The sequence below is a fragment of the Amycolatopsis sp. NPDC050768 genome, assembly GCF_040654155.1.
Classification (GTDB): Bacteria; Actinomycetota; Actinomycetes; order Mycobacteriales; family Pseudonocardiaceae; genus Amycolatopsis.
This window is the reverse complement of the sequence record NZ_JBFAHL010000005.1, coordinates 224787-237471: the sequence shown is the minus strand read 5'-3', so window position 1 is coordinate 237471 and position 12685 is coordinate 224787. Positions and strand designations below refer to the sequence as shown.

The 12685-nt window shown below is 69.0% G+C and carries 10 protein-coding genes; 8 read left to right on the top strand and 2 right to left on the bottom strand.

The window, feature by feature from the left end; all coding sequences use genetic code 11:
* Nucleotides 1-136 precede the first annotated feature (136 nt).
* Both AB0H62_RS17210 and AB0H62_RS17205 read left to right on the top strand, forming a co-directional pair.
* Nucleotides 137-1420 carry a MurT ligase domain-containing protein gene (locus AB0H62_RS17210; protein ID WP_255638149.1) on the top strand — a complete coding sequence of 428 codons (1284 nt, stop codon included), beginning with the start codon at nt 137-139 and terminating at the stop codon, nt 1418-1420.
* Complete coding sequence (locus AB0H62_RS17205; protein WP_220241677.1) at nt 1413-2135, top strand: glutamine amidotransferase; 723 nt, start codon at nt 1413-1415, stop codon at nt 2133-2135. The genes AB0H62_RS17210 and AB0H62_RS17205 overlap by 8 nt, the downstream gene beginning before the upstream one ends.
* A 131-nt stretch (nt 2136-2266) precedes the next feature.
* Here AB0H62_RS17205 and AB0H62_RS17200 read toward each other — a convergent pair whose 3' ends face one another.
* Nucleotides 2267-2719 (bottom strand): archease, encoded by a 453-nt coding sequence (locus tag AB0H62_RS17200; RefSeq protein WP_220241676.1) that lies wholly within the window; start codon nt 2717-2719, stop codon nt 2267-2269.
* 462 nt (nt 2720-3181) lie between these two features.
* Between AB0H62_RS17200 and AB0H62_RS17195 the strand changes: the two genes are divergently transcribed.
* From AB0H62_RS17195 to thpD, 6 genes are all read left to right on the top strand, one after another.
* Nucleotides 3182-4639 carry a sugar porter family MFS transporter gene (locus tag AB0H62_RS17195; RefSeq protein WP_255638148.1) on the top strand — a complete coding sequence of 486 codons (1458 nt, stop codon included), beginning with the start codon at nt 3182-3184 and terminating at the stop codon, nt 4637-4639.
* 2 nt (nt 4640-4641) lie between these two features.
* Complete coding sequence (gene otsB / locus AB0H62_RS17190) at nt 4642-7965, top strand: trehalose-phosphatase (protein WP_220241675.1); 3324 nt, start codon at nt 4642-4644, stop codon at nt 7963-7965.
* Nucleotides 7949-8737 (top strand): HAD-IA family hydrolase, encoded by a 789-nt coding sequence (locus tag AB0H62_RS17185; protein WP_220241674.1) that lies wholly within the window; start codon nt 7949-7951, stop codon nt 8735-8737. The genes otsB and AB0H62_RS17185 overlap by 17 nt, the downstream gene beginning before the upstream one ends.
* The gene (locus AB0H62_RS17180) at nt 8734-9738 is read left to right on the top strand and encodes an ROK family glucokinase (protein ID WP_360586809.1); all 1005 of its coding nucleotides are present in this window, start codon (nt 8734-8736) and stop codon (nt 9736-9738) included. The genes AB0H62_RS17185 and AB0H62_RS17180 overlap by 4 nt, the downstream gene beginning before the upstream one ends.
* Nucleotides 9739-9934: 196 nt before the next feature.
* On the top strand, nt 9935-10402 hold the full coding sequence (locus tag AB0H62_RS17175; protein WP_220241673.1) for a hypothetical protein: 468 nt from the start codon (nt 9935-9937) through the stop codon (nt 10400-10402).
* 393 nt (nt 10403-10795) lie between these two features.
* Nucleotides 10796-11704, top strand: coding sequence for an ectoine hydroxylase (gene thpD, locus AB0H62_RS17170; RefSeq protein ID WP_220241672.1), 909 nt, complete (start codon nt 10796-10798; stop codon nt 11702-11704).
* 154 nt (nt 11705-11858) lie between these two features.
* Here thpD and AB0H62_RS17165 read toward each other — a convergent pair whose 3' ends face one another.
* Nucleotides 11859-12563 (bottom strand): phosphatase PAP2 family protein, encoded by a 705-nt coding sequence (locus AB0H62_RS17165; RefSeq protein ID WP_360586807.1) that lies wholly within the window; start codon nt 12561-12563, stop codon nt 11859-11861.
* Nucleotides 12564-12685 lie beyond the last annotated feature (122 nt).

Below are 12685 nucleotides of genomic sequence, written 5' to 3'. Positions count from 1 at the left end.
GTCCCGGATGGGCCAACGGAACGCGCCGCCGGTTCGCACCGGACGTGCCGTCGTCACCGCGCTCTCAGCGCCCTCGCACGGCCAGGCGACGAGGGGTGACGGTTATTTGCCCGACCAAGCGCGAAGGAGGCTGTGCGTGAGCCCCGATTCACCGTGCGTCGTCGGCAAGCAAGCCGTCCTGCCGCCCGTGCCGCGCCGGCTCCCGGCGCGAACGCGGCTGGCGGTCGCGGCCGGGCGGCTCGGCGCGGCGATCTCGCGGGGAATGGGTCTCGGCAACGGCGGCGTCATCGGCGGGCGGATCGCACTCACACTGGATCCTCGCGTGCTGAGCCGGATCGGCGGCGGTCGGACAGTGGTGCTGGTGACCGGCACCAACGGCAAGACCACCACCGCGCTCATGCTCAGCCGGATCCTGGAGACGCTGGGCCAGGTCGCCACGAACAGCGACGGCGCGAACATGACCGACGGGGTAGTCGCCGCCCTGGTGGACAAACATCGCGCCCCCCTGGCGGTCCTCGAAGTCGACGAGACCTACGTGCCCGCCGTCGCCGCGCAGGTGCACCCGGCCTGCCTCGTGCTGCTCAACCTCAGCCGAGACCAGCTGGACCGGGTCGGCGAGGTTCGGACGACCGAACGGGCGTTGCGGGCGGTCGCCGCGGCATTGCCGGACACGACCGTGGTCGCCAACTGCGACGACCCACTGGTCACCTCGGCCGCCCTTGGCTCCGCTCACCCCGTGTGGGTCGGCGCGGGACAGCGGTGGCACGCCGACGCCGTGGCCTGCGCCCGATGCGGCCGAGCCGTGGTCAGGCACAACACCTGCTGGCACTGTGCGTGTGGTCTTACCCGGCCGGATCCGCTGTGGACTCTGACCGGTGATGCCGTGGAAACCATCGGGGGCTCGAAGATCACGCTCGGCCTCCGCCTGCCGGGCCGCGCCAACGCCGCGAACGCCGCGATCGCGGTGGCCACCGCCGCTCGGCTCGGTGTCTCGCCGGAGGTCGCCGTCGCGCGACTGCGTCCGATCGCCGACGTCGCCGGCCGCTACCGCCAGGCTTGGGTGTCCGGGCGCAGTGTGCGGGTGATGCTGGCGAAGAACCCGGCCTGCTGGGAGGAAACACTGCCGCTGCTCGACTCCCGGTCGCCGGTCGTGATCGCGGTGAACAGCGGTGAGGCCGACGGGCGGGACATGTCGTGGTTGTGGGACGTGCGGTTCGAGCAGCTGCGTGGACGGCAGGTCGTGGCCGCCGGTGAACGGGCGACCGATCTGGCCGTGCGCCTCACTTACGCCGAGGTGCGGCACACGCTCTGCCCCCGTCCGCTCGCGGCGGTCGCCTCACTGCTGCCGCCCGGCCCGGTCGAGCTCGTCGCGAACTACACGGCTTTCCGTGATCTCCGGCAGCAGCTCGGCGATGACTGAGTCAGCCGTCCGTATCGGGGTGCTGCTGCCCGACATCCTCGGCACCTACAGCGACGGCGGCAACGCCCAAGTGCTGCGGCGGCGATTGCAGTGGCGGGGCATCGCCGCGAGCGTGACGGAGACCCGCCACGGCGAGGCGGTGCCGTGCTCGCTCGACCTGTACTTGCTGGGCGGCGGCGAAGACGATGCTCAAGCTCTTGCGACGGCGCACCTGCACGAGCATCCCGGACTGCAGCGGGCGGTCACGCGAGGTGCCGTGGTGTTCGGCGTCTGCGCCGGACTTCAGGTCCTCGGCATGAACTTCACGACGCCCGACAACGTCTCCCATCGTGGGCTTGGTCTGCTCGACGTAGTGACGTCTCCCGGGCGGGGGCGCGCGGTGGGGGAAATCGTCGTCGACGTCAGACCCGAGCTGACGGCACAGCCCCTCACCGGCTTCGAGAACCACCTCGGCCGCACGCTCGTCGGCCCCGGCAGCTGTCCGCTCGGCTCGGTACGCGCCGGCGTCGGCAACGGGGATGGCACAGAGGGCGCGGGAACCGGCCGGGTACTGGCGACCTACCTCCACGGCCCGGTGCTGGCGCGCAACCCCGCGCTGGCCGACCGGCTACTGGAATGGGTGCTCGGCACCCCGCCATCGCCGCTGGCCCTGCCGGAGGTCGAGGCCTTGCGGGAAGAACGATTGCGCGCAGCGATGCACGGCCCACGGTGGTGATACCCCAGGACACCCGGCGCTCGCGTCGGACCACCGCAGCACGAAGCACGGCCGGTAGCCGGAACCGTCGGCGTTGCACCGGGGTGAAATCTCCAGGGCGCAGGCACGGAGTCGCCTGACTTCACCGCGACTCAGACATCGATCCGGGCCGCGCACCACCAGCCGCGTTCGGTGCGCTCGCACCGGACCTCCCGCCGGGACACGGCCTTCGGAATCGCCCCGGTCGGGATGACGGCGCCGAGGTCGGTCATCTGGCAGCGCAGCCGCACCGTCGAGCCGTCCACGACGATCCCTTCCGCGGTGACCGGGATCAGGCTCCGAGTCCGCATCATGAGGATGACCTTGTCGAGCAACGCGACCAGCACCGAACCGTCCGTCGGGCCGCAGACCTCGAACGACCAGGCCGCGGACCCGCGGTGCAGACGTGTCCGGGCGAAACTCTCCACCAGCGCTCGGACGGCTTCCGTCAGACACGCTTCCCGCGTCGGTCCCCACGCTTCGATACGCAGGTCAGCGGCGTGCACGACGCGTGACGTGCCGCGGGCGTCCTGCTTCGGCAACGGTTTCCGCTCGAACCTCCCCACCAGTGCAGCATCCGGGCGAGTGCCCGTGTCCGGCTTCACCCGGACCAGGCGAACCGTGGCCCCGGCCAACCCTGGCCCCGGCTGGTCGCCGCAGTACGACGATGGGTGGGGCTGACTCTGGCACAGACCGAAGAGGGGCACCCCTTTGCGACGGGAAGGCCGCTCCTTTGACTTTTCCGGCGGCTAATCCGACAAGGTCAATTCCCATACCGGCGCCAATCAGGGTATTCCAGCCGAACAACAGCACCGGCCTCTCCTCGGTAGGAAAGTTGCGGTCGGCCGGTCGTGTTCGTGACCGTGTGCCGGGAAACGGTGCAGCCGGATAATGCGGCGCTCGTGTGCAAATTTGCGCAGGCGACCGCCCTCTTGACGGAATGTGAATTAGGACACACCCTGTAGGGAGGTGTGAGGGAGCCGTCGAGCGCAGACCGCCTCGGAGACCCTCACGCAGGGGAGGTCCATGTGGGGACCACACCGGGCGAACAGCCACCGTCGAGCGAACCCTCTTGGCAGCAGGGCAATCCTGCCCATCGGATCAGCTATCCCACCCCGAGTACCGGGCGCACCGTGCTCGTCGCCGCGACGGCGGCGCTCGGCGGTTTCCTCTTCGGCTACGACACCGCGGTGATCAACGGCGCCGTCAAGGCTGTCGGGGAAACCTTCAACGCGTCGCCCTTCGTCCTCGGGTTCGCCGTCGCCGCGGCGCTGATCGGCTGCGCGATCGGCGCCTGGTTCGCGGGCGGGATCGCGGACCGCTACGGCCGGATCCGCGTCATGTGGCTCGCCGCGATCGCGTTCGCCATCAGCGCGCTGGGCAGCGGCTTCTCGTTCTCGATCTGGGAGCTCGCGTTCTGGCGGCTCGTCGGAGGTCTCGGGGTCGGCGCGGCATCCGTGATCGCGCCCGCCTACATCGCGGAGATCTCGCCGGCGCACCTGCGCGGCAGGCTGGGCTCGCTGCAGCAGCTGGCCATCGTGTCCGGCATCTTCGTGGCGTTACTCGTGGACTTCGCACTGGTCGCCGGATCGGGCGGGGCGTCGGATCCTCTGTGGTTCGGCCTCGCGACTTGGCGGTGGATGTTCCTGTCGCTGCTGATTCCCGCCCTCGCCTACGGCCTCCTGGCCTTGACGATCCCGGAGTCGCCGCGGCACCTGGTCCAGAAGGAGCAGCTGGCCAGAGCGGCAGAGGTGCTGCGGCGGTTCGTCGGCGGAGACGTCGACGCGAAGATCACGGAGATCATCCGGACGGTCAAAGGAAAGAACGAACGCACCGGCTTCGTGACCGTCCGTGGCCCGAGGCTGGGGTTGCTGCCGATCGTCTGGATCGGCATCGGACTGTCGGTTTTCCAGCAGTTCACCGGCATCAACGTGATCTTCTACTACTCCTCGGTGCTGTGGCAGGCCGTGGGGTTCAGCGAGCAGAACGCACTGGCGATCACCGTGATCACGTCGGTGACCAACATCCTCACCACGGTCATCGCCATCGCACTGGTCGACCGGATCGGCCGCAAGCCACTGCTGCTGATCGGCTCGATCGGCCAGTTCGTCTGTCTGGGCGTCCTCGCCCTGCTCTTCGGCACCGCGCCGATCGTGAACGGCACGCCGGACCTGGGTTCGGCCGCGCCGATCGCGCTCATCGCCGCCAACGTCTACGTCGTGTTCTTCGGAGCGACGTGGGGCCCGGTGGTGTGGGTGCTGCTCGGTGAGATGTTCAGCAACAAGATCCGCGCCATGGCCTTGTCCGTCGCCGCGGCGGCGCAGTGGCTGGCCAACTTCGCCATTTCCACGACCTTCCCCGCGCTGTCGGATGTCGGGCTGGGACTTGCCTACGGCGTCTACACGTTCTTCGCCTTCGTGTCGATCTTCTTCGTGATCAAGTACGTCAAGGAAACGAAGGGGCGTGAGCTGGAGGAGATGGCCTGACGATGACCGAGCCGACGTCGACGGTCCGAGAACTTCCCCACGCGTTGCGTGACGGTGATCGGTTCGCGCAGCGGCTGGCCGGACGGCGCCCGGCGGTGTTCCTCGACTACGACGGTGTGCTGGCCCCGATCGTGGACCACCCCGAGGACGCCCTGATCTCCGACCGCATGCGGGACACGGTGCGGGCGCTGGCGATGCGCTGCCCGGTTTGTGTGGTCAGCGGGCGTGACCGGCTCGACGTGCAGCGGTTGATGGGGATCGACGACCTGGTGGTCGCCGGCAGCCACGGCTTCGACATCTGGAGCCCGGCCGCGGGCGAGATCCAGCACGATGCCGCGAGCGGGTTCGAGGACGTCATCGGTGAGGTCACCGATCGCCTGCGCACCGAAACCGGCTCGATCCCGGGCGTGGTGATCGAACCGAAGAAGGCCTCGGTCGCGGTGCACTACCGACGCGTCGATCCGGACCGGCGCCAACGGATCGCCACCGTGGTCGAGACCCTCCTCGCCGAGCATCCGGACCGGCTGAAGATGACGCCCGGCAAGATGGTCTACGAGCTTCAGCCGAAGATCGACTGGCACAAGGGCAAGGCCGTGCTCCACCTGCTCCGCGACCTGCACCTGGACTCGCCGGACGTGGTCCCGATCTACCTCGGCGACGACATCACCGACGAGGATGCGTTCCGGGCACTGGCCGGTCGCGGGGGAGCCGGCATCTTCGTCGGCACGGCCGATGATCCCGAAGTGGGCGATCGGAACACGTCGGCCGACTTCATCCTCTCCTCCCCGGAAGAAGTGGCCCAGCTGCTGTCCACTCTGGCCGTCGGCGAGGGCCAGGCCCCGGACGAGGGGGAGTCCGGGTCCGATTGCGTGCTCGTCTACGACCACTTCGACCCCGGCGTCGAGGGTCTGCGGGAGTCGCTGACGTCGACGGGCAACGGATACTTCTGCACCCGCGGTGCGGCCGAGTGGGAGGACGCCGACAAAGTCCACTACCCGGGCACCTACGCGCACGGTGGCTTCAATCGGGAAACCACCATCCTCGGGGGACGCCCGGTGCAGAACGAGGACCTGGTCAACCTGCCGAACTGGCTGGTGCTCAAGCTGCGCATCGAGGGCGAGGAGGCGATCAGGCTCGGCAACGTCGAACTGATCTCCTACGAGCACTCCTACGACATCCGGCTCGCGACCGTTCAGCGCGTCCTGCGCTTCCGCGACCGCGCCGGCCGGGAGACGACACTGCGCAGCCGCCGCTTCGTGAGCATGGCCCACAGCCACCAGGCCGGCATCGAGTGGACGCTGACGCCCGAGAACTGGTCGGGTCGCGTCGAGGTGATCTCCGGGCTGGACGGCCGGGTGACCAATCAGATGGTCGCCCGCTACCGCGAGCTGGAGGGACGTCACCTCGACCCGGTGTCCCCGCGCACTTTCGGTCCCGAGACCATCGCGCTGAAGGTGCAGACCCGACAGTCGGACATCTATGTCACCGAGGCCGCCCGCACCCGCGTCTTCCTCGACGGTGAGCAGCTTCCGGTGGAGCGCACCCTGGATCAGATGGATGACTACATCCAGCAGGTCATCACCTTCGACGTGACGCGAGGCCGGCCGGTTCGGGTGGAGAAGATGGTGTCGCTGTTCACCTCGCACGACAACGCGATCACCGAGACGCTGGCGGCCGCGGGCCGGGGCGTCCTGCGCTACCCGGACTTCGCCGGGGCACTGGTGGAGCACGCTTCGGCGTGGAAGGAGCTGTGGGAGGTCTGCGACCTCGAGCTCCCACGGGAACCACGGGTCGAACTGCTGCTGCGGTTCCACGTGGCGCACGTGTTGCAGGTCTGCTCCCGGCACACCGCACGGCACGACGCGGGTGTCCCGGCCCGGGGGCTCAACGGCGAGGCCTACCGCGGGCACGTGTTCTGGGACGAGCTCTTCATCTACCCGTTCCTCAACTTCCGGCTGCCCGGCATCACCCGCGGCTTGCTCCTCTACCGCTATCGCAGGCTCACCGAGGCCCGCGCGGCTGCCCGGGAAGCGGGCTTCCAGGGCGCGATGTTCCCGTGGCAGAGCGGCAGTGACGGCACCGAAGAGACCCAGGTCGTCCACCTCAACCCGCTCTCCGGCCAGTGGGACCCCGACCTGAGCCACAACCAGCGCCACGTCAACGCGGCCATCTTCTACAACGTCTGGCAGTACTACCAGGCCACCGACGACCGGGAGTTCCTGCGCGACTACGGCGCCGAGCTGATGCTCGAGATCGCACGGTTCTGGGCCTCGATCGCCCGGTACGACCCGGAGCGCGACCGCTACGAGATCCACGGCGTGATGGGACCCGACGAGTTCCACGAGCGCTATCCCGGCAGCGAAGAAGGCGGTTTACGCAACAACGCCTACACCAACGTGATGGTGGCCTGGATCGCCGACACCGCTCCGCGGGTGCTGAGGCTCTTGCCGGCCAGCCGCCGCGCCGCGCTGCGCGCCCGCCTCGGACTGACCGACGACGAGCTGCACACGTGGGACGAGATGAGCCGCAAGATGTACGTGCCGTTCCACCCGGACGGCATCATCAGCCAATTCGAGGGTTACCTGGACCTGGACGAACTCGACTGGGAGCACTACCGGGCCGAACATGCCAACATCCAGCGGCTGGACCGGATCCTCAAGGCTGAGGGCGAAGAACCCGACCGCTTCAAACTGGCCAAGCAGGCCGACGCGGTCATGTTGTTCTTCCTGTTCTCCGACGAGGAGCTACGCACTCTCTTCCGCCGGCTCGGCTACGAGCACGATGCGGAGCTGACCCGGCGCACGATCGACTACTACGACCGGCGCACCTCCCACGGTTCGACGCTGAGTCTCGTCACCCACGCCGGCGTGCTCGCCGCGCTGGACCCGAAGAGTTCCTGGGACCGGTTCATCGTGGCGCTGGAGAGCGACATCGGTGACGTCCAAGGAGGAACGACCAAGGAAGGCATCCACATGGGTGTCATGTCCGGGACCTTGGACCTGCTGCAGCGCTACTACGTCGGCAGCGCGGTGCGGGACGGCGTGCTGTACTTCGCGCCGACCCAGCTCAACCGGCTCGACGGCCTGGTTTTCTCGATGCAGTACCGCGGCGTACCGCTTCGGGTGTCGATCACGGGCGACGAGCTGACCGTCTTCGCGCTTCCCCAGGGCTTCCGCGGGCCGGTCTTCGTCGGCGTCGGAGACGAGGTCCACGAGCTCGGGGCGGGGGACAGCCGGATCTTCACCCTGTCCCACGAGCCCAGGCCGGCGACGGTGGAGAGCCACCCGGGCCACGCGGAAGGGAGTCACCATGGCGAAGGGCTTTGAGGGCGCGATCTTCGACGTCGACGGCGTGCTCGTCGACTCCCCGCACGAGCGGGCCTGGAAGGACTCGCTGCGCGAGCTGATGGAGACCGAGTGGGCCGACATCCGCGAGCGGACAACGTGGTCGGACGACCGCTTCACTCCCCAGGTCTACCAGCAAGTGATGTCCGGCAAACCCCGGGCCGCCGGAGCGCTGGCCGCCCTCGAGTACTTCGAGGTCCCCGACGCGAAGGCGCGCGTCGAGGTCTACGGTGCGCACAAACAGGACATGGTCATCAAGCTCATCGAGGCCGGCGAGTTCGAGGCCTACCCCGACGCGCTGCGCTTCGTCCTCGCGGTGAAGGCCGCGGGCATCCCGACCGCGGCGGCGTCGTCGTCGAAGAACGCCGGGCTCTTCCTGCGGCAGATCCGCCTCGACACCTTCGCTGCGCAGAACGGCCTTTCCCACGACTTCGTGACGCCCGGACTGAGCCTGCTCGACTCCTTCGACGCCGACATCTCGGGCCGCGACTTCGCCCACGGCAAGCCACACCCGGAGATCTTCCTGACCGGCGCGGCCGAACTCGGCGTCGCCCCCGAAGACTGCTTCGTCGTCGAGGACGCGGCCAGCGGCATCGAGGCAGCCAAGGCCGGCAGGATGGCGGCGCTCGGTGTCGCCAGGGCCGACGACGAGGCGCTGCTCGCGGCCGCGCGGGCCGACCTCGTGGTGACCTCCCTCGACGAGATCGACGTCGCGGCGCTCGGGCGTCACGTGCTGGCCGGGCGGGCGTCGTGAACGCCCAGGCGCCGGCAGCGGAGACGGTTCCCCTGGCAGCCCGCGAAGCCCCTGAGGGGACGCTCGCCATCGGCGTCGACATCGGCGGCACCAAGATCGCCGCGGGGGTGGTCGACGAGGGCGGGCACATCGTCGCCCGCACCCGGCGTCCGACCCCCGCCGACGACCCGTCGAAGACCCAGGAGTCCATCGCCGACGCCGTTCGCGAGCTGACCAGCGAGTACACCGTGGTCGGGGTCGGCCTCGGCGCGGCGGGTTTCGTCGACGAGAAGCGTTCGACAGTGATGTTCGCGCCGAACCTCGCCTGGCGGGACGAGCATTTGCGGGAATCGCTCGAGGACCGGCTCGGCATGCCGGTGATCGTGGAGAACGACGCCAACGCCGCCGCGTGGGCCGAGGCCCGGTTCGGCGCCGCCCGCGGCGAGACCCACGTCGTCATCCTGACCATCGGTACCGGGATCGGCGGCGGTGTCGTCCTCGACGGGAAGCTTTTCCGGGGCCGCTACGGGCTGGCCGGCGAGATCGGGCACTTCACCATCGTCCCCGACGGACGGCGCTGCGGATGCGGCCTGCACGGCTGCTGGGAGCAGTACGGCAGCGGGCGTGCGCTCGTACTCGAGGCGCAGGAGCAGGCGACCGTCGCGCCCTCGATGGCCCCGGAGCTGCTGCGGCTCGCCGGGGGGCGTCCGGCGGGCATCACCGGCCACATCGTCACCGAGGCCGCACGGTCCGGCGACGTGACCGCCCTGAACTGCTTCGACGAGCTGGGCAAATGGCTCGGGCGCGGGATGGCCGCGCTGGCCGCGATCCTCGACCCGGGCATGTTCGTCATCGCCGGCGGCGTGTGCGAGGCCGGGGAAATTCTCCGCGCGCCGACGGAGGCCGTCTTCCGCAAGAACCTCACCGGCCGCGGACACCGCCCGACCGCGAAGGTGCGGATCGCAGAGCTGGGCAACGAGGCCGGACTCGTGGGCGCCGCCGACCTGTCCCATCTGCGGTGAGCCCGGCGGGTTCGGGGCGTCGGTCGGGATTTTCTACCGGCAAGTCCTTTGTGGACCTCTTGGCCCGGGCGGTGCGCGGGTTCCGCCTGGTCTCGAAGGCGACCGTCGCGGCCCTTGGCCCGTAGACCACGGCACGTGCGGCGACTTATCATGAGATTTCACAGCGTGTCAAGGGCTGACCGAGTGGGTGGTCTTCATGCGCAGTTACCTCGTGGTAGCGAACCAGACCCTCCTGGGTCCGGAGCTGCAGAACGAGCTCCACAAGAGAATCGAGGCGGGGCCGAGTTCCTTCTACGTGCTCGTCCCGAACACCGCCGCCGTGCACTACCACACGGTGCCCGCCGCCGGCGGCTTGATGCCGATGCCCAGCGTGGTGATGGACTTCGGTCGACCTGCCTCCGACGAGGAGGCGACAGCGCAGGCCCGGCAACGGCTGGACCAGGTGCTCGCCGACCTCGCCGAGCGGAAGGTTCAGGCGGACGGCGACCTCGGGAGCGCCCGGCCGCTCGAAGCCATCGAGAAGGTGCTCGCGGGCCGCGAGATCGACGAGATCATCGTGGCCACGCTGCCCCGGCGCGCCTCCCGCTGGCTCCGGGCCGACCTGCCGCACCAAGCAGAGCGCCGGTTCGGCCTGCCGGTCACCACGATCACCACGAAACGCTGACCGGCCCGCGCGGCAATGAAGTCGACGTAGAAGGAATCGTGGTCTTGTTTCCCGAGTGGGAAAGTCACGGACCTGGTGAGGTGAGGATCCCGAGGGAAACATTCTCTCGTGAGTCCGCGGCGGCTCACGCAGCTTTCCACGACGAACTTTTCACGGCACCGGCCCGGTCGCCGAAATCGATCCGCGGCCCGGGCCGGGTCCCGAGTTACGCAAGCATGCGACGGGTGCCTGCGAAGAAATCGTCGATCAGCCCGACTGTTTACCAGTGCTGTTTCAGGACGGCATGCCGCGCCAAGGCGGGTGAGCGCTGCCGGTCGCAGGAATTTTCACGTTAATGTGGATTCTACTCGGGTTCGGGGGTACTCGCCCTGCCGTGGAATGGAAGGAACTGGGATGACGACGACGGGCACCACGACCGAAGACAGATATCCGACGCGGATCGGCGGTGAACCGGCGCTGCTGCGCCGCGAGGTGCCCGCGGTGTGGCCGGGTCGGCTGCGCGAGCCGTTCACCCCGGCCGAGCTGGCCGCTCACGCCGAACGGGGATTTTCGATCGTCCCGTCGTCGGTCACGGAAGAGGAACTGGACCTGCTGCGTGCGGAGCTGGATCGGCTCTGCGCCGACGAGACGCTGGCAGCGGACGAACGCGTGGTGCGGGAGAAGGCTTCCGGGGCAGTGCGGTCGATCTTCGAAGTCCACCGCATGAGCCCGCTCATCGCACGGTTGGTGCGCGATCCCCGTGTGCTGGACAGGGCCCGGCAACTGCTCGGCTCGGAGGTGTACGTGCACCAGAGCCGGATCAACTGCATGCCCGGCTTCCGCGGCAAGGGTTTCTACTGGCACTCCGATTTCGAGACCTGGCACGCCGAAGACGGCATGCCCGTTCCCCGCGCGGTCAGCCTGTCACTGGCACTGACGGACAACCACCCCTTCAACGGCGGCCTCATGGTGATGCCCGGTTCCCACCGGGAGTTCGCGCAGTGCGCCGGCGCCACCCCCGGGGACCATTACCGGGATTCACTCAAGGAACAACAGGTCGGCGTGCCCGACGAGACCACGATCGCGCGCCTGGCAGCGGCCCACGGGATCAACCAGTTCACCGGTCCTGCCGGGCACGCGCTGTGGTTCGACGCCAACCTCATGCACGGATCCGCCAACAACATCACTCCCTACCCGCGTTCCAATGTGTTCGTGGTCTTCAACAGCGTGGAGAACACCTTGCGGGAACCGTATGCCGCTGCCTCGCCGCGTCCCCCGTTCGTTGCCGCCCGCGACTTCACGCCCCTCATGCCCACGCACTGACGTTCTCGAGGCGGTCGCGGCCCTCTGTGGTAGCAGGGATCGTATTGCTCGTCTGCGTGGCCGCCCCATGCCTGGGGGCCCCGCTCCGGACTTTCCTTGCGGTCACCGTTTTCCGCGCCACCGGAACGGATTCCGAGACCGACACGACCTCAGCTCAGTCGGGCGCGGAGGACGGCTTCGCGCCGGAACGGCCGCCGGAGAGCAGCGCTCGGCGGACGACGAGAGCGCCGCACAGCCACGCGGTCCCGAAGGCGATGCTGCCGATCACGTCGGTGGGCCAGTGGACGCCGAGGTACACCCGCGTCCACGCGATCGCCGCCACGTAGGTGCCCGCAACGATCCACACGGTCGCGCGCAGGACCGGCCGGTCGTGCAACCGTTGCGCCGCGAGCCACGCGAGCATGCCCGCGGCCAGGATCGCGTCCGAGGTGTGGCCCGAGGGGAATGACTGGCCCGACGCGGTGACGGCCCAGTCGGCCTCGGGAGGTCGTGGCCGCGCGATCAGCGCGGAGAGCCCGTACCGGCACAACACGCCCAATCCGACGACCCCGGTGACCCAAGCAGCACGCGCCAGGCGGGCGCCGAGCGAGCCTCGCGTCAGGGCGATCGCGGCGAGGAACACTGCCGGCACGGCGAACGCCGAGGACGCGGTGCTCGTCAAGGTTGCGGCGAACGAGACCACCGCGGCGCAGCGGTGCGCGACGAGCCACGAGTGCACGGCGAGGTCGAATCCCTTCGTCCAGGGCAGGGTTCCGGTCGCCGAGACCATCAACAGCAGGAAGACCAGCGTCGCGACTCCGGCGACGACGGCCGGGGCGAGCACCCGGCCGCCGGTCTCCGGTTCCGCGGTTTCGTGCACGAATCGACTGTAGGTTCTCGACGCTCAACGGGAGGTTCGACCGAGGTCAACGACTTCGCACGCGGATTTAACCGGCCGATAACCGTACGCTGACGGTCCGCTCAGCCACCCGTCGGTAACTT